Raw genomic sequence first — 21,061 nt, forward strand, 5'->3', positions numbered from 1 at the left:
GGACGGCTCAGGGCATCGCGGTGGCCCCCGGAGCGCCGACGTGGCTGATGCGTGAGGTCGCCAGGATCTCGGCGTCATCGATGGCCCACGTGTGATCGGCGGCGGCGCCCCGGCGCTGGACGAAGCCGAACCGGGAGGTGGAGTAGATGCTCACGCCGGCGTCGATGGCGCCGCGCAGCAGTGCGGTGTCCTCACCCTGGCCGGTATCGGGGAAGCCGACGGCCCGCGCGAGGTCGGCCCTGGCCACGATCGTCGGGCCGGAGACGAAGGAGGTGTACCTGTGCTCCCATTCGGGGAAGCGCAGAACGGTGAGATCGCTACCCGCCAGGTGCACGTAGTGGGCGTGCTTGCCGACGATGCCGGCGCCCGAGTAGTCGATGGCCGTGAGAGCCTCGGACAGGTAGTGGGGCCCATAGAGGTCGTCGTCGTCCATCTTGGCGATGAGATCGGCCTCGACCCGTTGGAGCATGGCCGTGTAGTTGGAGCCGAGACTGGTACTGGTCGGCGCGCTCATCCACGTGGGCTCCAGGCCGAGCTCGCGGGCGCGGGCGCGGGCGGCGGGGTCGGCCTCGAAGCCGTGGGTGAGGATGATCGGGCGGATCTCCACCTCCTCCTGGGCGGCGAGGCTCTCCAGGACGCCCACCAGGCGATGGGGCCGGTTGGTGGAGATGAGGGGGGCGACGGAGGGCGGCCGGTGGCGCCGCTCGGGCATCCCCAAGTCGGCCAGGACCGCGTCCACCCGGTGGGTGTAGGTGTGATGCGCCCAGATCTCGCGCTGGGCGAGGTGCGTCATGCGATCGCCGAGCTCGGGATTGGCGCAGAGCGCCCGCATGGCGCGCTCGGCACCGGCGCGGTCGCCGACGACGGCGAGGCTCCCGGCGGGCAGGAAGGCGCCGGTGGCGGGACTGGGCATAGTGACGACGGGCGTGCCGCAGGCGGTGATCTCGAAGATGCGCCGCGCCATCATCGAGGGGCTGGTCACCACGGAGTTGACGTTGAGGAAGACCCGGTGGGCGCGGTAGGCGGACAGCATCTGGACGTAGTCGAGGCTGCCGCGCACGGCGGCGTCGTGGGGCGCGGGGAACTGGTAGCGGTCGTCATCCCCCAGGTAGCGCGAGTAGATGACGAGGCCGTGGCCCGTGCAGCGCCCGGCATCGGCGGCGGCGCCGAGCAGGGTGTCCATCTGCTCGCGGCGCTCGGGGTACTTGTGGGCGAAGTACATGCCGGCGAAGGCGATGCCGTGGCGCTCCACGGGTCGCCCGTCCGGGCCGACCAGGCGGATGGGGTTGTGGATGGAGAGCTGAGCAGCGAAGGGCAGGACGCCGACGCGGTCGTGCCCGAGCTCGTCCCGGTAGCGCGGCACGAGGGTGGAGTCCGTGGTGTAGACGCGGTCGAAGAGGGCGGCAGTGGCGATGGCGTCGTCGTAGTGGGCGGGGTCCTCCTTGTTCCAGAAGACCGTGGGGATCCCGGCGGCCCGAGCCTCGGCGATGAGCTCCCGCAGCCCCTCGGAGGGGGCTGAGTCGCCGAGGATCTGGTAGATCCAGGCGTCGTCGTTCCCATGCCAGGCGGACTCCACGAAGATGAGGTCGAGGGGCTGCTCGGCGAGCTGGGCTCGCCAGCGCACCGGGTCCAGGACCACGGCGCGCCACTCGTAGCGCAGGGCGAGGGAGGTGAACTCGTCGGCGATGACCCCGACGGTCACGTCGTGCCGGGGCGCCGTGGCCTCGGGGAGATCCCAATCGGGGATGCCCTCCACTCCCCGCGGGACGGCGGGACGCGCGCGCCGCCGGCTCGTGGTGGGCCGAGCGGCGCGCCGGCGGCGGCGGTGCTCCCTCAGGCCGGCCGGGCCGCCGTGGCGCAGGTGCCACAGCGCGCGCCGCATGCTCACAGCTCGATGGTGCCCTCAGGCAGGGACCAGCCCAGGATGAGGGCGTTGACGGCCATGATGGTCGGGCCGAGGACGGCTCCGGGCTCCCATGGGCGGTCGGTGATCCTGTAGTCCGAGGAGTCGAAGAGGAGGGTGGGGCGCCTCAGGCGCTGGGCGTACTGGGCGACCATGTCGTGCTGCGGCGACTGCGGGGAGGTGAGGAACACGCCCCTGGCGCCGGTGGGGCGCTCGGAGGCCAGGAGCTGGGTGAAGACCGCTTCCTTGGTGGAGGTGAAGACCTCCGGGCCCGTGAAGTGGGCGTCGTCGCGGGAGCGCTCGTAGTACTGGTCCCCGAGCACGGGGTCGGCGGCCACGAAGGGCAGGCCGAGGGCCACCCCGTGGCGCACCGCTCCGGTGGCGCCCTTGGAGGATCCCAGGAGGCAGACCTGCGCCGGCGGGATCTCGAAGGAGCGGATCACCCGAGCGATGAGCGCGCTGATGGCGGTGGCGTTGCCGGGGGCGTCGAGGGTGTCTCCGTAGAAGGAGCCGACGACGCCTCCCAGGTCGCCGATGCGCAGGATGGCGGTATCCCCGGGGGTCAATCCGCGCAGGTGCTGGTAGTGGTGGGGAAAGTACCTCCACAGGGAGGCCTCGTTGTCGTTCGTGTGGATCGCCGAGAAGACCACGACGAGGCGCCGCAGGGCGTTGCCGCCCTCGGGCAGGATCATCTGGTAGAGGACGCCGTCCTTCGTCATGGAGATCCTGCCGGAGGTGATGGGCTCCCAGAAGCTGCGGATCCGGCCGCGGACGATGTACTTGGCGACGCCGTCGCCGCCCTCCCAGATGAGGTAGCCCTTGCCGGCCAGGAGCTTGTGAAGGGCGTGAAGGCGGGCGTCGGAGCGGCCCGCCCCGATGGGGCCCCCGGGGCCGGTGATCACGGCGTCGGCGACCCGGATGAAGTCGGGGTCCTGCTCGGCCAGGGCGACCTGGAAGCCGGCCGGGTCGGAGGCGAAGTCGTCGAGGGGGACGTCCCACACGCCCTTGTGGGGGCGGCGGGGCAGGAGCTCGACACCGTCTAGGTAATCCATCTCGGTACCTCTCAACTCTTGCGGGCGCTGGTGGGTGGCGCCGCGATCGTGCTCCCCACCGGGATCCCCAGCAGGATGGCGTTGAGCGCGGCGATGGCGGGCCCGAGGACCGCGCGCGCCACGTGGGGGTGGGCGCCGACCCTGGGGTCGTCGGATTCGTAGACGGCGCAGGGGCGCCTCAGGTCCCGGGCGAAGGCGAGGGCGTCGGAGGAGATCTCGGAGCCCCGGGCGGTCAGGACGACGCTGGGCGGCGGGCAGGCGGAGCCGGGCTCGTCGATGAGCTCGGCGAGGACCTCCTCGACGCGCCTGGGGAAGATGGGGGCCCCGGTGAAGTGCTGATCGTCGCGCTCCTCCCGATAGAAGGTGTCGTCGACGATCGGGTCGACGGCGATGAAGGGCAGGTGGAGGCGCAGCCCGTGGATGGCGGCGCCGGTGGCGCCCTTGGAGGGTCCGATGAGGCAGACGCGCTGAGGCGGCAGGCCGAGCCTTTGGATGGCGGCCACGATGAGCTCGGAGATGTCGTCGCAGTTCGACGGCGCATCCGCGGTGTCCATGAAGAAGGAGCCGGAGACGCCGCCCAGGTCTCCCAGTCTCAGCACGGCGGTGCCGGGGGGCGTGAGGGACCCGATGTGCCGGAACTGGGGGAAGATGTAGCGGTCCAGCCCGGGGTGGTTCCAGTCCGAGTGCATGCCGGAGAAGACGACGACGAGGTAGCGGGCGGGCAGTCCCTGCTCGGGCTCGTGGTAGGAGTAGGCAACGCCGGAGCGGGTCAGCGAGCATTCACCGGTGCGCACTTCGTCCCAGAAGGAGCCGACGCAGCCGCGGCGCACGAGGATGCCCTCGCCGTCGCCGGCGCCCGCCACGAGATAGCCCTCGGCGGTGATCTCCTTGAGCGCGGCCCTGACGCCCGGGTCCTGGCGGGCCAGGGCGATGAGAGTGGTGCCTGTGCTCAAGCGCTCGTCGGTGACCCTCAGGCGGTCCGGCGGCGCCATGGTCGCGGGCCTGAGAGTCGCCTGCGGCGAGGTCATGAGCGAGGGCAGGTCCACGGTCACTGTCCTGCTGCCCGCCTCCTGGCGGACGGTCCCCACGTCGTCGAAGACTCCCACTGTTCCTCCTCGTGCTGGACTCGGCTGGGATGTCGCTGCTTGTCGGTCGGTCAGGTCATGAGGGCGCCGAGCGCCCGCTCGGAGGCGTGCCCGTCGTCCCAGGGGACGAAGAACTCGGCCCGCTGGCGGTAGCGGTCGCCGTAGCGCTCGTTGTAGGCGTCGATGCCCTGGAGCTCGGCGAGGAGGGCGTCCTGCTCGTACAGGAGGGGTCCCACCGCGCACTCCCCCACTGTCATGTACATGCCGCGCGAGGCTGTGTAGTCCTCCAGGTCGGGGACGTAGTTGAACACGGGCTTACCGGTGCACAGGTAGTCGAACATGACCGAGGAGTAGTCCGTGACCAGTGCGTCGGAGATGATGAGCAGGTCGTTGATGTCGTGGTGCTCGGTCAGGTCGAGGATCCGGGCCCGGCTGGCGTCCTTGGCCGAGGCCCGGCGGTTGTAGTTGTGCCCGCGCAGGATGATGGTCCACTCCTCGCCGAGCTCGTCGGCCAGGCGGTCCAGGTCGAGCAGCTCTCGCATGGCCGAGACCTGACCGCCGGCGCCGGTCTCGCGGAAGGTCGGGGCGTACAGCAACACCCGGGCGTCGGCGCGCAGACCGAGGCGGGAGCGCACATGGGCGCGCTCGGCCTCGTCGGCCCGCACGAGGCGGTCGTTGCGGGGGTAGCCGATCTCCAGGATCGGGCCGTCGTAGAAGAACTCGCGGGCGGCGATGGAGGAGAAGAAGGGGTTGGGCGAGACGAGGCCGTCCCACTCCGAGCTCTCCTCGCGGCCCCGCAGGGCGCCGACGGCGTAGGTCCAGGGCGTCTCCTCGATATGGGAGCGCCCGATGTGCTTGAGCGGCGTGCCGTGCCAGGTCTGCAGGTAGCGCTGGAAGGGGCGGTTCCCGTATCCCTCGATGCCGCCGACGTTGTTGACGACGTAGCGGGCCCGGGCGAGCACCTCGAACCACTTCGTGGAGCCCTTGAGCAGCGGGGTGGCGCCGTCGGGCACGACGACCGAGCCGTCATTGACGGCCCAGTAGAGGTCCAGGTCGGTGTCCTGCCTCTTGAGCTCCTCGAAGAGGGCCAGGGGCGAGTCGGCGGCGTGGCCCTCCATGAAAGAGGCGAATACAGCGGCGTCCATGGGCTCGATGCCCGTGGCGGTCTTCCACTGGCCCAGGAGCCGGAATCGGTTGTGGCGGCCGCGCTCGGTGTGGAGCAGTCCCTCGTCGACCCGCATGGTCATGTCCAGGGAGTCGGCGGAGACGTGGAAGCGCGAGTGCAGCGCGCCATCCCAGATGTTCATCTGGAGGGTGGTCTGGAGCAGCGAGGAGTTGGCGCGGATGCGGTACTTGGAGTCCCGCCCGTCCACGCGCAGCCAGAAGTGGTACTCCCCCGTCCTCCAGGCGATCTCGCGGTCGGCGTACCAGCCCTTCTTCCAGGGGCGGATGGTCACAGCGAAGCGCCCGGGCGAGGGGATCTCGAAGGCGCAGTGCTCGAAGGCCCCCTGATCGCTCCACATGGAGACCGTGGACGCGGGGTCGACCTCCGCGGGGCAGCACCCGGTCAGGCGCCAGGCGTGGTCCTCGTAGGTGATCTCGTCGACGATGAGGGAGGAGGCGCCGTCGACGAGGCACAGGGAGCCATCGGAGTCGCCGCGAACCGACCAGGTCCGGTCGGGGCTCTCGCGCACGAGGCCCTGGGCGGGCACGACTCGCTCCCAGTCTCCGCGGGCGCTCTTGACCTCCAGGTGCCAGCCATTGCGGGCCCCCTTGGGGACGTCACGGCCCGGGACCCTCGACATGGATATCGAGGCCTCGACGGCGCCGTCGGCGGCGGCCTTGAGGACCGCGGGCAGGATGGTGGAGTCGTGATCGCGGATGTAGCGGGCCTCGCGGATCGCAGAGCCGTCGACGGAGCGGATGATGGTGGCGAGGCTGGCGTCGCGCTCGACGACGCCGGTGGCCATGAAGGAGAATCGGCGCTGGTCCAAGGTCAGGGGCCTGGTCCAGGAGGACCAGTCGATGGAGGCGCTCCAGCCGTCGTCGGAGATGGCGGTGTCGCCCAGGCGGATCGCGCCGCCGCGCCACACGGGGCGCAGTTCCTCGAAGTCGGAGGCGTGGGTGCGAGAGGCCACCGAGTACCACATGCTCCATGTGCGCGAGATACCGGGCTCCTCGGGGAGTGCCGGCAGGCGGGTGGCCAGGGGCTCGGAGATGATGAAGCCGCAGTCCTCGCGGTCCCCGATGCCGGCGGGCCAGGAGCCGTTGGCCCACTCGTTGCGCACGCGGCGGTGCTCGATGGGCACGGTCAGCCCGTCGGTGGAGCGCAACTCGAAGGAGATGACCTGCTCGGCTCCGGTGGGCAGGATGTCGAGGAAGGCGTAGCCCTCGACGGTGAGCAGCCCGTCACGGATCTGCGCCTCGGTGACGGTGCAGCGGGGCTTGGCGTAGCGGGTCATCGAGTCGTAGCCGCCCTCGATGAGGGGGGCGAGCATCTCGGTGTTGACGCTGAGATCGGCCCGGATGCCCCGCTCGTCCTCGACGATGGGGATGTCGAAGAAGTGCCTGTTGATCCACGCCTCGGCGCGGTCGGCCATCGCGATCTCGCCTCGGGCCTGCCAGGCCACGAGGGCCCGGCGCCCCAGCGGGATGCGGCCCATGAGATCGGGGGTCACGTACGGCCAGTAGCGGGTGAGGGTGGAGATGTAGGCCTGGTCAAACTGGGGGTCGCGCCCGAGGTAGGGGGCGTAGACGGGCAGGTCCCCCTCGAGGAGCTTGAACAGGAGGGTGTCGCGCAGGACCTCGGGGTTGTCCTGGTGGGCCACGAGTTCCCAGGTGCGGTCCACCATCTCCATCTTGTCGACGAGGTTCTTCAACTCCCCGCGCTTCTGGGTGATGGAGGAGCGGTCCTCGCGCTCGCGGTAGAGGTAGACCGAGTCGAAGACGACGTCGATCGCCGAGGCCGCAGCGTAGGCGCGGGCCACGGGGAACATGTCCTCGTAGAGCTTGCCGACGGGGAAGTCGATGCCATTGGCCGCCAGCAGCGACCGCCGGTAGACCTTGTTCCAGGATGTCGTGTCGAACATGAGCTCGGGATGATCCTGGATCTGGACACCGGTGACCACCCTCGACCCGGGTGCAAGCTCGGGGTAGAGGGACTGGTCGTGGGAGTACCCCTGGTTCCAGCCCTGCCATTTCCTCTCGCCCTGGAATCGGAGCACGTTGCCCGTGGCGATATCCGATCCGCTGTGCTCCAGGGCGCCCATGAGGCGCTCATAGGCGCGCGGGTCCAGGAGATCATCGGAGTCGACGAAGCCGATGAAGTCCCCGGTGGCGACGGCCATTCCCGCGTTGCGCGCGTCCGAGAGCCCGCCGTTGGGCTTGTGGAGCACGCGGATGCGGGAGTCGCGGGCTGCCCAGGCGTCGCACATCTGGCCGCAACGGTCCGGCGAGCCGTCGTCGACGAGAATGATCTCCATATCCTTGTAGGTCTGCTTGACCACGGACTCGACGGCGGCATCGAGGTAGTCCTCGACCTTGTACACCGGGATGATGACGGAGAGCTTGGGGCCGGTGGTCATGGAGTGCTGGACCGGCTCGGTGGAGGCGGCGGCCGCGAGCACGGGCGGCAGGTGGGACGGCTGCTGGTGCTGCTCGGCGGTCTGATGGCGCCGGTGGTAGAGCGCCCGCCGCACGGACTTCGGCACCACGGCGCGCCAGATCGGCTTCAACGCGGTTGTCGCGGAGGATTCGGGGCTGTCCGCGGCCATCGGGCCTCCTTCGTGCTCGTTCTCGCGGGATGTCAGCAGGGGATCAGGACTGGGCCATATCACCCTTGATCTGTGTCGTCGATATCTCAGGCGTCCGGGGCAGGTACACGATCTCGCACAGACCGCCGAGCTGCTCATCGAACCGACCCGTCCAGTCGTCACCCATGACGAAGGTGTCGATCTCGTACTTGACTAGGTCATCGACCTTCTGCTCCCAGTTGTTCTCGGGTACCACCAGGTCGACATAGCGGATGGCCTCGAGCATCGCCCGGCGCTCCTCATAGGAGAAGTAGGCCTTCTTGCCCTTCCCGGCATTGAATTCATCAGACGACAGGGCGACCACGAGATAGTCGCCGAGGGCCCTCGCGCGTCGGAGCAGCTCGATATGACCGTAGTGCAGGAGATCGAATGTCCCATATGTGATGACGCGACGCATCGAAGAACTCCTCAGAGAGGCCAGAGCACCTTCAGAACCGAAGATCACGATTCGACATCGAGTATGGTCGATCAATCCGATCCTGTCACCCGTTCAATGGTCGCAATTCCATGGACAACCTCACAGGAACAGCACTTGACCTGCCAATTCTCAGTGAACTTTCAGGATTGCCGCTTCCGCCAGAGGCCCCGGGTGTCGATGACCGCCCTGCCGGCGAGCGACGCATGGTCGAGGCCGCGCATCTCCCGGTGGTCCACGAGGAGGACCACTGTGCTCGCCCGGGCCACCGCGTCCTCGACGGGCGCCAGGCTCACTCCGGGCCAGCCGGATAGGGACTCCGGCAGGGCGTCGATATGCGGCTCGGCGACGATGATCCGCGCGCGCGGGAGCGCCCGTGCCAGCGCTTCAACGATCGCCAGGGCGGGAGATCCGCGCAGATCGTCGACGTCGGCCTTGAACGCGAGCCCCAGCGCCGCGATGGTGGGGGTCGCCTGCCCCCTCACGGCGCTCAGCACCTGCTCGACGACGCGTCCGGGCGTGGCGTCGTTGACCTCGCGGGCGGCGCGGATGAGCCGCGCCCGCTCGGGGGCGGCCTCGACGATGAACCAGGGGTCCACCGCGATGCAGTGCCCGCCCACACCGGGGCCGGGCTTGAGGATCGATACCCTCGGGTGCCGGTTGGCCAGCTCGATGAGCTCCCAGGGGTCCACGCCCTGGTCGGCGCAGATCGCGGCGAGCTCGTTGGCGAATGCGATGTTGACGTCCCGGTAGGCGTTCTCCGCCAGTTTGGCCAGCTCCGCCGTGCGCGCGTCGGTGAGCAGGAGCTCGCCGGTGGAGAAGGCGGCGTAGAGGTCGCGGGCCCGCCGCGCCCCTCGGGCGGTGAGCCCGCCGATGATCCTGTCGTTCTCGACGATCTCGGCCATCGCCCGCCCCGGCAGCACCCGCTCGGGGCAGTGGACGACGTCGACGGCCGCGCCGACGCGCCGCGCGGGAGCGGCGCAGGCGGTGGCACTGCTGATCGCGCCGCCCGCGTCGTCCTGTTCGGAGACAGGGACCGACAGGTCAGGGCGCGCCACTTGGATGGCGCGGGCCAGGCGAGCCGTGGTGCCCGGCGGCGACGTCGACTCCAGGATGACGAGCTCGCCCCCGACCAGGACCGGCGCGATGGCCGCTCCCGCGGCGTCGACACTGCCCAGGTCCGCCCGGTGGCTGGCGGCCAGGGGGGTGGGGACGGCGACGATGTAGGCGTCGGCCCGGGGCATGGTCCGCTGCGCGGTGAGCCTGCCCCTCATGATCTGCTCGGCGACGGCTTGCTTGAGGCCCTCCTCGACGAAGGGGGGTTCGCCCCTGCCCACGGCCTCGACCCTCGACGCGGAGGTGTCCACGCCGATGACCCTCAGGCCGGCGCTGCTCAGGGCCGCGGCGGTGGGCAGGCCGATGTATCCCAGGCCGACCACCGCCACGGTGCTGATGGGGGTCCCGTCCGATGGGTCGGCCGGGGCGAGGGTCCGCGTCGTCGTCACTGTCTCACTCCATCTGAAGACCCAGGGGGCCGCTGATGCCGCCTATTTCCGGTGATGCTGCTCGCGGCCGGCGAGCGGGGCCGCACGACCTCCGCCTCACTCGACAGCCGCTGGCAGCTGCGGGACGGCGTCGGCGTGCTCGGCGAGGTACTGGGAGACGGTGTCGTTGGCGACCGCCTCGAAGAGCGGGGCGTCGGCGGCCTGGTCCAGCAGGACGATCGACTGGCCGTCCTCACTCGTGCTCGTCCCCTGGAAGGGGGCGGTCACATAGGCGATGCCGCTCGGCCCCAGGCCTCGCAGGCTCAGGGCGAGGGACTGCATCTCATCGATGGAGAAGCCCTCATCCACCGACATGGTGCCGGCCGCCGCGGAGAGGACACTGTAGAGCCCCGCGGGATCGGACATGAGGCCCCCGTTGAGGACCTGGGAGACGATGGCGCGCATCCAGGCCTGCTGGCGCTGGATCCTGGAGAAGTCGCCGCGGGAGAGGCTGTAGCGCTCCCTGGTGAAGGCCAGGGCCTGCGCACCGTTGAGGCGCTGGGAGCCCGCGGCGAACTCGGTGCCCGCCAGCGTGGTCGGCTTCTCCAGGCGGAGCGTCACCCCGCCGATCTCGTCGGTGAGGGTGGCGAAGGACTCGAAGTCGGCCACCGCGAAGTGGTCGATGCGCACGCCGGTGAGGCTCTCAACGGTCTGAATCGCCAGGCCCGGCCCGCCGTAGGAGAAGGCGGAGTTGATCTTCCCGGTACCGTGCCCGGGGATGGGGACCCAGGAGTCCCTCGGGATGGAGACGACCGAGACGCCCCGGCGGTCGCCGTTGACGTGGATGATCATCATGGCGTCCGTGCGCTGGCCGCCCTGCTCCCACTGGGAAGGGTCGCCTGCGCTGATCCGGGAGTCCGCCCCCATGACGAGGATGTTGACCGGGGCATCGCCCTGAACATCCGCCGCGGAGGGGCGCTCGGTGAGGCCGACAAAGGGGTCCGGGATCCTCTCGATGGCCGAGTCCACGCGATGACGCAGCCACCATCCGAAGGCGCCGACGCCCGTGACCAGGACGAGCAGGAGGACCAGGACGGAGACGAGCGCGATCCGCCAGCGGCGCGCGGGGGGCGCCGCTGGCGCCTCATCGGCAGCTGCGGGCGTCGATGCGCCGGGGGTGGCGTCAGCCGCGGCAGCCATGGCGAGCGCGGCTGAGGCGTCAGTCACGTCGTCGGCGGGAGCCCGCTCGCCGAGACCGGCGTCCTCCTCGGGATCAGCGGGATCGCCCGACTCCGGGGCGTTGTTGGGGCCCGGCTCGGCGAGGCTCATCGGATCGCCTGACAGGAGCGCCTCGGCGCTTGAATCGTCGGTGTCGCTCGGCACATCCGGATTTCTCGCGTTGTCATCGGCGGCAGGGACGAGATCAAGGGTCTCGTTCATGGGGCTATGGCATCACACCAGTGGCGTTTCCACCAGCCCGCGAGACCGGCAGGAGTGTCATCAGGGCAGATGCCCCAGGGACTGCGCCACCCAGGCGCGCAGATGCGCCAAAGTCCGCTCGACGGGATCGGGGCCTGAGTCCTCCGGGGCGGCGGTGGCCGACCCGCCGCCCGGGCCAGGAGGAGCGGCCAGGGCCCGGCGCAGCTCGGCGATGAGCTCGGCGTCGTCGTGGCTGACGGGCCAGGGGGCGTCGTCGGGCCAGTGGCCGTACAGGCCCTGACGGCGCCGGTAGTCCTCCAGGTCGGGCACGTGCACGATCGCGGGGCGGCCCGTGAGCGCGAAGTCCATGATGATGCTCGAGTAGTCAGTGACGAGGACGTCCGCGGCGAGCATGAGGGCCTCCGCGCGGGGATGCCCGCTGACGTCGATGACGCGCGGACGGGCACCGGGGCGCCCGTCCGGGGTGGCGAGCGCGAGGCGGTTCATGTGGTGTCCGCGCACCAGGACGACGGCGCCGGTCTCGCGGGCGATGCCCGCGGCGTCGACGATGCGGGTGATCGGGGCCTCCCCCTCGCGCAGATCCTCGCGCCAGGTCGGGGCCAGCAGGACCACCGGGGTGTCGTCGGCGACACCCAGCTCGGCGCGTGTTCGGCGCCGGATCTCGACCCGGGAGCGCTCATCGGCGGTCAGGGGCGCGTTGCGGGGGTACTCCCCCACCCAGGTGGGGCCCGTGCAGCCGAGTGCCGAGCGCAGGCGCTCCTCGGCGACGGGCGACTGCGCGAGCAGCAGGTCCCACTGGGGGGCCTGGGCGGTGATCATGCGCAGGTAGGTGAGGCTGGTCGCCCCGGGGGCGGCGTCGTGGCCGAGGCGCTTGATCGGCGTGCCGTGCCAGGTCTGCAGGACCCGCTGACCGGGGCGCTTGGCCCACCAGATCGGCAGGCAGTCGTTGGTGATGATCACCCGTGCCGTGCGCAGGGCGCGGAACCACTCCTCGCCGCCGCGGATCACCGGGATCGTGCCGGGCGGCGCGGCCACCGTCCCGTCGACGACGGAGAACCAGAGCGGGGCGCCCAAGCCCCGGCGCGCCAGGTCCACGGCGATGGCGCCGGGGCTGTCCTCGCCGCTGCGGCCCTGGAAGGACTCCAGGAGCACGCCGCCGACGAGCGGCCCGGCGTCCTCGTCGATGAGCAGGCGCCTGCCGCGCCGCGTTCGCTGTCCGGGGGCCAGGGGCGGCAGCAGGCTCAAGGACACGCGCCCGGTCTCGATGGCGAGCCGCGCGCTGCGAGCGCGGCCGGCCAAGTCGACCACCGGGGCGAGCCCGGCCGCGGGGGCGCAGTCCGCGGTCGTCCCGCCGGGCAGCGCCCATCGGAGCCGGTAGGTCCCTCGCGCGATGGCGGGGTCGTCGAGCGGGATCGAGGCGCGCCACAGGGAGGTGGAGGGCCCCATGGCGGCTTCCGCGGCCCCCCGGGAAGAGGTGAGGACGAGGCGCGCCGGGGTCTCCTCCACCCAGTCGCCGCCGGGCCCCTCCAGCCAGAGGCTCTCCCCCTCGGTCCAAGCCCGTGCGATCCGGGCGGTCCCGGGCGCCTCTCCCGGAGCCGAAGACTCCCCGCCGGGGGCGGCCAGTGCCGCGCCTACCCTCAATCGACCGTCCGCACCGCGCCAGACGGCGCTCCCGCCCGAGCTGGCGGCCCCGCTCATCCAGATCGGGGCCGCCAGGTGGTCCGAGAGCTCCTGGTTCCCCGCGCTCAGCGCCACGCGCAGCAGAGCGCCAGCTCCGGGCGGCCCGCCCAGGGTCACGATGGCGCGGAAGCCCGCGGCCTCGTAGCCGCGCCAAGGGTCCTGGGCGGCCTCATCGGCCTCGGGGGCGCTGCGCGGCTCGATCTCGACGGCGCTCGGCGCGCTCGCCCCATCCTGGGCCGGAGTGGCGCTTCCCTCGCGGGCCGGCTCGCCGACGAGTGCGACCCGGGGCCTCCCGGCGAGCGCGGGATCGAGGCCGGGCACGCGCGCCCAGCCCTCGATGACGAGGGTGCCCGCGTCGCGCCACGCGAGACTCGTGGCACGAGCCTCCACGCGCAGGTCGATGGGCCGGATGGCGAGCAGCTCCGCGGGCAGGGCCCTCAGGCGGCCCAGGACGGGGGCGGCGGCCGCCAGGCCGGCCCGGGCACGGGCGTCGGGGACGAGGGGGAGGCTGGTGGTGTCCTCGGCGCGCGAGGCCAGGGCCTCCCAGAGCTCATCGAGGGGACCATGGGCCAGGACCCAGAGCAGCACCCGGTCGAGGAGCGGCAGCATCGCCCAGGCAGGGTCGGCCGCACTGGGGACGAGCCGGACGGCCAGGGCGCGCAGGCGCCTGGCCCCCTCGTCCCCTGCCGTCGCGGCGGATAGGGCGAGGGGCAGGAGCCCGCCTCTCAGGATGCTCCCCAGGACGCGCTCGCGCACGGGCGCGGCGGCGCCGCTGAGCAGCGTCGGCAGGTGATCCGCCGTGCGGGCCAGGCGCTCCAGCCGGCGCTCCCGACTGAGCGGCTCCACCGCCGTGCAGGAGCGGACGAGGGCGCTGACGACGTCGATCCGCCGCGCGGCCAGCAGCAGGCCGAGGGCGGCATCGGCGCGGTCCTGCGGGTCACCGAGCGCGCCGCCGCGGGCCAGGCGGCGCCAGGCGCTCGTGCGGGCCACGAGACGGCCGGGCGCCGGGGCCTCCAGGATGCCCGGGGCCTCTTCGAGGCGCAGTCCGCGGCCCGCGGGGCCCAGGGGCTCGGCGCGCCAGTCGCCGTCGAGCACGCGGCTCGCCCCGACGGCGAGGTCGGAGCCCGATCGTTTGAGGGAGTCGATGAGGGCGGCGGGCCCATCGTGCTCGATCCGATCCTCGCCGCCCATGAGGAGCACCCATCGGGAGCGGACGGCACCCAGGGCCGCCCCGGCGCCGCCCTCGATGACGCGGACGCGGCAGTCCCGGGTGGCGAGTGCCTCGACGGCCTCGCGCGCGGGCCCGCTCAGGGTGCTGCCCCCGGCCGCCCCGCCCGCGGCGACGATGACCTCGACCTGGCGCAGGGACTGGTTGAGGCAGGAGCGGATCGCCGCCTGGGCCGCCTCCGGGCCCCCGGGGGAGGCCAGGACGAAGCTGAGCGCGGGCCTGCCCCACCGCCGTCGGAGGCGCTGGGGCAGCCGTGGGCCGGGCACGATCAGGGGTGGGGAGGGTCGGGGGATGGAGCCGCGGCTCAGGCGAGCCGGTACATCCATCCGTAGGGGTCGGGCTCGGTGCCGTTCTGGATGGCAGTCAGCCGGGAGTGGATCTCACTGGTCACCTCGTGCCCGCCGAGCTCGACCTCGAAGCCCTCCCCCTTGAGACGGCCCAGCGGGACGACGACGGCCGCGGTCCCGCAGGCGAAGACCTCGCTGATGGCCCCGGAGCGGATGCCGTCAAGCATGCCCTGCAGGCTGATCGTCTCCTCGACGACCCGCCGTCCGGAATCCGCCAGGAGGCGCAGGATCGCCGAGCGGGTGGAGCCCTCGAGGATCGTGCCGGTCAGGCGGGGCGTGCGCACGGTGCCATCGGCGTCGACGACCATGAGGTTCATGCCGCCGAGCTCCTCGATATTCGTCTGGGTGATGTCGTCGAGGAAGCAGACCTGGTCGCAGCCGTGCTCGACCGCGATCTGCTGGGGAAGGAGGGAGCCGGCGTAGTTGCCGCCGGTCTTGGCCGCGCCCGTGCCGCCCCGACCGGCGCGGTGGTAGTCGCTGGAGACCCAGATGCTGATGGGTGTCAGTCCGCCCGTGAAGTAGGCGCCCGACGGCGAGGCGATGACGTAGTAGTCGATGATGCCGGCGGAGTGGACCCCAAGGAAGGCCTCAGAGGCGAAGGCGAAGGGCCGCAGGTAGAGGGACTCGCCCTCGCCGGAGGGGACCCAGGCGGCGTCGGCGCGCACGAGGCCGACCAGGGAGGCGATGAAGTCCTCCTCGGGAAGCTCGGGCATGGCCAGGCGGCGGGCGGAGGCGGCCATGCGGGCGGCGTTGTACCGGGGCCGGAAGGTCCACACGGAGCCGTCGGCGTGGCGGTAGGCCTTGATGCCCTCGAAAACCTCCTGGCTGTAGTGGAGGACGGCCGCCGCTGGGGACAGGCTGATATCCGCGAAGGGGACGATGCCATGATCGGTCCAACCCCGCCCGGCGATCCAGCGGGCGTGGGCCATATGGTCGGTGAAGCTGGATCCGAACCCGGGGTTGGCGAGGCGCTCGGTCCGCTCCGCCTCGCTGGCGGGCGCGGGGTTGGGGGCGAGCGCGAAGCGGTCGGCGAGCTCGTCTGCAGTGGGGACGGGGACCTCCGCGGCGCGGGCCAACGGGGACGTGAGGGAGTCGATCGGGGAGCGCGGCATCGCAGCGGTGGTCTCAGGCATGGGCACACCCTACGTCCGTTCTCATTGACCGGACAGGGGGTCTCGCATGCCGTCTTGGCCGTCTTGCGCCGTCTCCACCGCGGTGGCCCCCGATATCGCCGCCGCGGCGACGCCGCGTCCCGGAGGCGGGCTCCGGCGGCTCAGGCCCGCAGTGCTGCGGCGATCGCGTCCCCGATCTCGCTGGTCGAACGGGTCAGCGGACCGCCCTCCTCGTTGGCGCGCGCCCGGGTGCCCATGTCGGCGTCGACGGCGGCGCTCACCCGCGCGGCGGCATCGGGCTCGCCGATGTGCTCCAGCAGGAGGGCGGCGGCCAGGATCGTGGCCGTGGGGTCGGCGATTCCCCGGCCCGCAATATCGGGGGCCGAGCCGTGGACGGGCTCGAACATGGAGGGGAAGACGCGGTCGGGGTTGATGCTGCCGGAGGCGGCCAGGCCGATGCCGCCGGTGATGGCGCCGGCCTCGTCGGTGAGGATGTCGCCGAAGAGGTTGTCGGTGACGATGACGTCGAAGCGGGCGGGGTCGGTGACCATGTAGATGGTGGCGGCGTCGACGTGGCAGTAGTCGACGCTCACCTCGGGGTAGTCAGCTGCGACGGACTCGACGACGCGCCGCCACAGGTGGCCCGCGTGGACGAGGACGTTGTGCTTGTGGACGAGGGTGAGGCGCCGGCGGCGGGCGTTGGCCCGCTCGAAGGCGTAGCGCACGAGGCGCTCGACGCCGAAGGCGGTGTTGACGCTGACCTCGGTGGCGATCTCGTGGGGGGTTCCCACGCGCACAGCGCCGCCGTTGCCGCAGTAGAGGCCCTCTGTGCCCTCGCGCACGACGACGAAGTCGATGTCCCCGGGCTCGGTCAGCGGCGTGAGCACGCCCGGGTAGTGCTTGGCCGGGCGCAGGTTGACGTAGTGGTCGAGCTCGAAGCGAAGGCGCAGGAGGAGGCCGCGCTCCAGGACGCCGGAGGGCACGGAGGGGTCGCCGACTGCGCCCAGGAGGATGGCGTCGTGCTCCTTGATGGCGGCGAGGTCCTCGTCGGTGAGGGTGTCGCCCGTGGCGTGCCAGCGCTCGGCGCCGAGGTCGAAATCGGTGCGCTCGATGGTCGTGCCGGTGCCGGCCAGGGCGGCGTCGAGGACCTTGAGGCCCTCGGGGACGACCTCCTTGCCGATGCCGTCGCCGGGGATCACTGCGAGCTTGATGGTGGTGCGAGCCTCAGTCATGGCCACAGGCTACGACTCCTGGTCACGATGCGAGACGCACCGTCCGCATTCCGGCGGAGCGCCATCGCAGCGACATGAGATCACGACTTCGCGAAGCGTCCCCCGCAACTGCACGAGGCTACCTATCATGAGGCCGGCGCGGCAAGACAGCCGCCTCCCCTACCAGGAGCTACCGATGCAGAACCCTCCCGTTCCCGAGCCGAGCAACCCCAGCGCGCCTAGCGCCTACGACGCGTACCCGTCCGCCCCCGCCGCAGGCGCTGCCGCCCAGCCCTACGGCCAGCCGTACGCCCAGCAGGTCCCGCCCGTCCCCGCCGCTCCGGGCTACGCGCCCCCGGCCTACGCGCAGCAGGCACCCGGATACGCCCGGGATCAGAGCCAGTCCACCGGATTCTTCAAGGCCCTGTTCGACCTATCGTTCTCCAACTACATCACCCTGACCTTCGCCAAGGTCATCTACGTCGCCGTCATGGCGGCGTGCGTCGTCGTCTGGCTCGTGATGGTCTTCAGCGCGTTCTCCGACGACGCCTCCACCGGAGTCGTCGTCCTCTTGCTCGGCTGGATCCCGGCGTTCCTCTACGTCATCCTCGCCCGTCTGGGCCTTGAGGCCTCCGTCGCACTCATTCGCGCCGCGCAGAACACCTCCGAACTCGTCGCTCAGGGCAGGCGGGGCTGACGCCCGCCCCTCCCACCACGACGCGTCCCCGGGCGGCCAAGGGCCGCCCGGGGACGCGTCGTGCTGCGACGGGCGCTCAGCACGCGGTCAGCGGGCGACGGAGCCCTCGGTGTAGTCGGAGTCGACCTCGGCGCGCCAGGCGAACATGGAGCGCACCTCGCGGCCGGTGGCCTCGATCGGGTGGGCCTCGCCCTCGGCCCGCAGCCTCTTGAACTCCGGGGCGCCGGCGGCCTGGTCATCCATGAAGCGCTTGGCGAAGGAACCGTTCTGGATATCACCCAGGACCTCCTTCATGTGCTCCTTGACGTCCGGGGTGATGACGCGCGGGCCGGAGACGTAGTCGCCGTACTCGGCGGTATCGGAGCAGGACCAGCGCTGCTTGGAGATGCCGCCCTCGTTGATGAGGTCCACGATGAGCTTCATCTCGTGGCAGACCTCGAAGTAGGCCATCTCGGGCTGATAGCCGGCCTCGACGAGCGTCTCGAAGCCGTACTCGATGAGCTTGGAGACGCCTCCGCACAGGACGGTCTGCTCGCCGAAGAGGTCGGTCTCGGTCTCCTCGCGGAAGGTGGTCTTGATGGCGCCGGCGCGGGTGCCGCCGATGGCCTTGGCGTAGGACAGCACGAGCGGCCAGGCGGTGCCGGTGGCGTCCTGCTCGACGCACACGAGCACGGGCACGCCGCGGCCGGCCTCGAACTCGCGGCGCACCGTGTGGCCGGGGCCCTTGGGGGCGACCATGATGACGTCGATATCCGCGCCGGGCTTGATGTAGCCGTAGTGGATGTTGAAGCCGTGGGAGAACAGGAGGGCGGAGCCGGGCTTGATGCTCGGCTCGATCTCCTGGGAGTACAGGGTGGCCTGGACCTGGTCGGGGGCGAGGACCACGACGACGTCCGCCCAGGCGACGGCCTCGGCGATCGGCTTGACGGTGAGCCCCGCCTCCTCGGCCTTGGCGACGGACTTCGAGCCCTCGCGCAGGCCGACGACGACCTCGACCCCGGAGTCGCGCAGACTGAGCGCGTGGGCGTGGCCCTGGGAGCCGTAGCCGATGACGGCCACCTTCTTGGAGGCGATGACGGACAGGTCCGCGTCGTCGTCGTAGAACTTCTCTGCTGCCATGGTGGGTCACTTCTCCTTGAGTTGATCGGTGATGGATCTTGGACCGCGTGTGATCGCGACCGTCCCGGACTGCACGATCTCCTTGACCCCGTAGGGCTCCAGGGAGGTCAGCAGCGCCCGGACCTTCGACTCCGAGCCGACGGTCTCGATGACCACCGAGCTCGGGGAGACATCGACGACATGCGCGCGGAACAGGTCGACGATCTGCAGGACGGCGGTGCGGTTGGCATCGTCGGCGTGCACCTTGATGAGGTAGAGCTCGCGCTCCACCGAGGTGGCGGGATCGAGCTCGACGATCTTGAGGACGTTGACGAGCTTGTTGAGCTGCTTGGTCACCTGCTCCATGGCGCGGCCCTCGGCATTGGCGATCACGGTGATGCGCGAGACGCCGTCAGTGTCGGTGGGGCCCACGGCCAGGGAGTGGATGTTGAAGCCACGACGGGTGAACAGTGCGGACACGCGGGTCAGGACGCCCGGGGTGTCCTCGACCAGCACGGACAGCGTGTGCATCGTGCTCGCGGCGCTCGGCGCGCCCGCAGTACTGGCTGCGCTCATAGGGCTCACTCCTCCTCCCACGCCGGGCTCATGCCCCGGGCGTGCTGGATCTCGTCATTGGACACGCCCGCGGCGACCATCGGCCAGACCTGGGCGTCCGCCGAGCAGATGAAGTCGACGACGACGGGGCGGTCGTTGATGGCGTTGGCCTTCTCGATGACCTCGTCGAGGTCCTCCAGGCGCTCGCAGCGCAGGCCCACGGCGCCGTAGGCCTGCGCCAGGGCCACGAAGTCGGGGATGCGCCGGGTTCCGGCGCCGGTGTGCAGGTCCGTGTTGGAGTAGCGCTGCCCGTAGAAGAGGGTCTGCCACTGGCGCACCATCCCGAGCGAGGAGTTGTTGATGATGGCGACCTTGATCGGGATCGCGTTGAGGGTGCAGGTGGCGAGCTCCTGGTTGGTCATCTGGAAGCAGCCGTCGCCGTCGATGAGCCACACGGGCCGGTCGGGTCGGCCGACCTTGGCGCCCATGGCGGCGGGCACGCCGTACCCCATGGTGCCGGCCCCCGCCGAGGTGAGCCAGGAGCGGGGCTGGTTGAAGCTCAGGAAGTGGGCGGCCCACATCTGGTGCTGCCCGACGCCGGTGGCCCAGATCGTGTCCTCGGGGGCGCCGGCGGCCAGGTGGGTGATGACCTCCTGGGGCTGGAGGACGCCGTCGTCGGTGTCGGTCCAGGCGATGGGGTAGCGGCGGCGGACGTCGCCGACCTCGGCCACCCACGGCTCCAGGCTCACGCGCTCCTCGCCCTGCGCGGCGATCGCCGCGGTGAGCGCGGGTACGACGTCGACGAGGTCGCCGACGATCGGCACGTCCGCAGTGCGGATCTTGGAGATCTCAGCGGGATCGATGTCGACGTGGATCACGGCAGCGCGCCGGGCGAAGGTGTCGGGCTTGCCGGTGACGCGGTCGTCGAAGCGCGCGCCGAGGCTGACGACGGCATCCGCCCTCTGGAGCGCCCCGACGGCGGGCACGGTGCCGTGCATGCCCGGCATCCCCAGGTGGAGGGGGTGGTCGGTCGGCATGATGTCCAGCGCGGTGAGCGTGGTGACGAAGGGCGCTCCGAGGGTGTCGATGAGCTCGGTGAGCGCCGCGGTGGTGATGCCCGCCCGGGCCAGGCCCCCGCCGAGGTAGAGGACGGGGCGCTGGGCGTGGGCGAGGAGCTCGGCGGCCTGCTCGATGCGCCGCTGGTTGGGGCGCCCGGGCCGGCTGTACCCGGGCAGGCGCAACTGGGGCGGCCAGTGGAACTCGGCGGTTCCCATCTGGGCATCCTTGGTGACGTCGACGACGACGGGGCCCGGGCGGCCCGTGGAGGCGAGGTGGAAGGCCTCGGCGATGCGCTCGGGGATCTCCGCGGAGTCGGACACCAGGAAGGAGTGCTTGACGAAGGGCATCGTCGAGCCGATCACATCGGCCTCCTGGAAGGCGTCGGTCCCGATGGAGCCCGCGACCACCTGTCCCGTGATGGCGACCATGGGCACGGAGTCCATATGCGCATCGCCGATGGCGGTGATGAGGTTGGTCGCCCCGGGGCCGGAGGTCGCCACGCACACGCCCGGCTTGCCGGTGGCCAGCGCATAGCCCTCCGCGGCGTGCCCGGCACCCTGCTCATGGCGCACGAGGATGTGGCGGATCGTGGGGCTGGCGAGCAGCGGGTCGTAGAAGGGGAGGATCGCGCCGCCCGGCATGCCGAAGATGTCGGTGACGCCGAGCTCCTCCAGAGAGCGGACAAGGGCCTCGGCGCCCGTCATCACCTCGGGGACAGCGGCAGTCGGAGTGTCCTGGCGCGCCATCATCACCCTCCTATCGGTCGGTCCGCCCGGCACGGCGCCGGCTGGGACCACCGTAGGGCAGTCCACGAAGCGAGTCATATCAGAGACCGATCGTCCCATATCATGGAATCACGGATTGCGGGAGATGGCCATGCGTC

Annotated in this window: 14 protein-coding genes; 1 reads left to right on the top strand and 13 read right to left on the bottom strand. The window is 71.2% G+C overall.

All coding sequences use genetic code 11. From position 1 onward, the window contains the following. Positions 1-7: 7 nt before the first annotated feature. The 10 genes from B1H50_RS08470 to B1H50_RS08515 all read right to left on the bottom strand — a co-directional run bounded on the left by B1H50_RS08470 (position 8) and on the right by B1H50_RS08515 (position 16,790). On the bottom strand, positions 8-1,882 hold the full coding sequence (locus B1H50_RS08470) for a glycosyltransferase family protein (protein WP_080463342.1): 1,875 nt from the start codon (positions 1,880-1,882) through the stop codon (positions 8-10). Positions 1,883-1,884: 2 nt separating this feature from the next. Further along, positions 1,885-2,955 carry an XcbB/CpsF family capsular polysaccharide biosynthesis protein gene (locus tag B1H50_RS08475; RefSeq protein WP_080463343.1) on the bottom strand — a complete coding sequence of 357 codons (1,071 nt, stop codon included), beginning with the start codon at positions 2,953-2,955 and terminating at the stop codon, positions 1,885-1,887. Between the two features lie 11 nt (positions 2,956-2,966). Next, positions 2,967-4,061 (bottom strand): XcbB/CpsF family capsular polysaccharide biosynthesis protein, encoded by a 1,095-nt coding sequence (locus tag B1H50_RS08480; RefSeq protein ID WP_080463344.1) that lies wholly within the window; start codon positions 4,059-4,061, stop codon positions 2,967-2,969. Between the two features lie 50 nt (positions 4,062-4,111). Then, on the bottom strand, positions 4,112-7,813 hold the full coding sequence (locus B1H50_RS08485; RefSeq protein WP_158082838.1) for a bifunctional glycosyltransferase/CDP-glycerol:glycerophosphate glycerophosphotransferase: 3,702 nt from the start codon (positions 7,811-7,813) through the stop codon (positions 4,112-4,114). A gap of 43 nt (positions 7,814-7,856) precedes the next feature. Beyond that, positions 7,857-8,249 (bottom strand): glycerol-3-phosphate cytidylyltransferase, encoded by a 393-nt coding sequence (gene tagD / locus B1H50_RS08490; RefSeq protein WP_080463346.1) that lies wholly within the window; start codon positions 8,247-8,249, stop codon positions 7,857-7,859. 161 nt (positions 8,250-8,410) lie between these two features. Beyond that, positions 8,411-9,772 (bottom strand): UDP-N-acetyl-D-mannosamine dehydrogenase, encoded by a 1,362-nt coding sequence (wecC, locus tag B1H50_RS08495; protein WP_080463347.1) that lies wholly within the window; start codon positions 9,770-9,772, stop codon positions 8,411-8,413. Between the two features lie 96 nt (positions 9,773-9,868). Next, positions 9,869-11,191: an LCP family protein gene (locus tag B1H50_RS08500; RefSeq protein ID WP_229657979.1), complete on the bottom strand. Its 1,323-nt coding sequence runs from the start codon at positions 11,189-11,191 to the stop codon at positions 9,869-9,871. Positions 11,192-11,251: 60 nt separating this feature from the next. Then, positions 11,252-14,365 carry a CDP-glycerol glycerophosphotransferase family protein gene (locus tag B1H50_RS08505; protein ID WP_143231780.1) on the bottom strand — a complete coding sequence of 1,038 codons (3,114 nt, stop codon included), beginning with the start codon at positions 14,363-14,365 and terminating at the stop codon, positions 11,252-11,254. Between the two features lie 38 nt (positions 14,366-14,403). Beyond that, on the bottom strand, positions 14,404-15,579 hold the full coding sequence (locus tag B1H50_RS08510) for a branched-chain amino acid aminotransferase (protein WP_080463349.1): 1,176 nt from the start codon (positions 15,577-15,579) through the stop codon (positions 14,404-14,406). A 140-nt stretch (positions 15,580-15,719) separates the two neighbouring features. After that, the gene (locus B1H50_RS08515; protein ID WP_080463365.1) at positions 15,720-16,790 is read right to left on the bottom strand and encodes a 3-isopropylmalate dehydrogenase; all 1,071 of its coding nucleotides are present in this window, start codon (positions 16,788-16,790) and stop codon (positions 15,720-15,722) included. Positions 16,791-16,965: 175 nt separating this feature from the next. Here B1H50_RS08515 and B1H50_RS08520 point away from each other — a divergent pair, with 175 nt between their 5' ends. Then, on the top strand, positions 16,966-17,466 hold the full coding sequence (locus tag B1H50_RS08520) for a DUF4282 domain-containing protein (RefSeq protein ID WP_080463350.1): 501 nt from the start codon (positions 16,966-16,968) through the stop codon (positions 17,464-17,466). Between the two features lie 87 nt (positions 17,467-17,553). Here the strand turns inward: B1H50_RS08520 and ilvC are convergent, their stop codons facing one another. From ilvC to B1H50_RS08535, 3 genes are read right to left on the bottom strand one after another with little or no spacing between them, the layout of a single operon-like run. Beyond that, on the bottom strand, positions 17,554-18,585 hold the full coding sequence (gene ilvC, locus B1H50_RS08525; RefSeq protein ID WP_080463351.1) for a ketol-acid reductoisomerase: 1,032 nt from the start codon (positions 18,583-18,585) through the stop codon (positions 17,554-17,556). Positions 18,586-18,591: 6 nt separating this feature from the next. Beyond that, positions 18,592-19,140 carry an acetolactate synthase small subunit gene (gene ilvN / locus B1H50_RS08530; protein WP_188640742.1) on the bottom strand — a complete coding sequence of 183 codons (549 nt, stop codon included), beginning with the start codon at positions 19,138-19,140 and terminating at the stop codon, positions 18,592-18,594. Positions 19,141-19,145: 5 nt separating this feature from the next. Continuing rightward, positions 19,146-20,924, bottom strand: a complete 1,779-nt coding sequence (locus tag B1H50_RS08535; RefSeq protein WP_080463366.1) for an acetolactate synthase large subunit — start codon at positions 20,922-20,924, stop codon at positions 19,146-19,148. Between the last annotated feature and the right edge of the window lie 137 nt (positions 20,925-21,061).

It is taken from the genome of Actinomyces gaoshouyii, assembly GCF_002072175.1.
GTDB lineage: Bacteria > Actinomycetota > Actinomycetes > Actinomycetales > Actinomycetaceae > Actinomyces > Actinomyces gaoshouyii.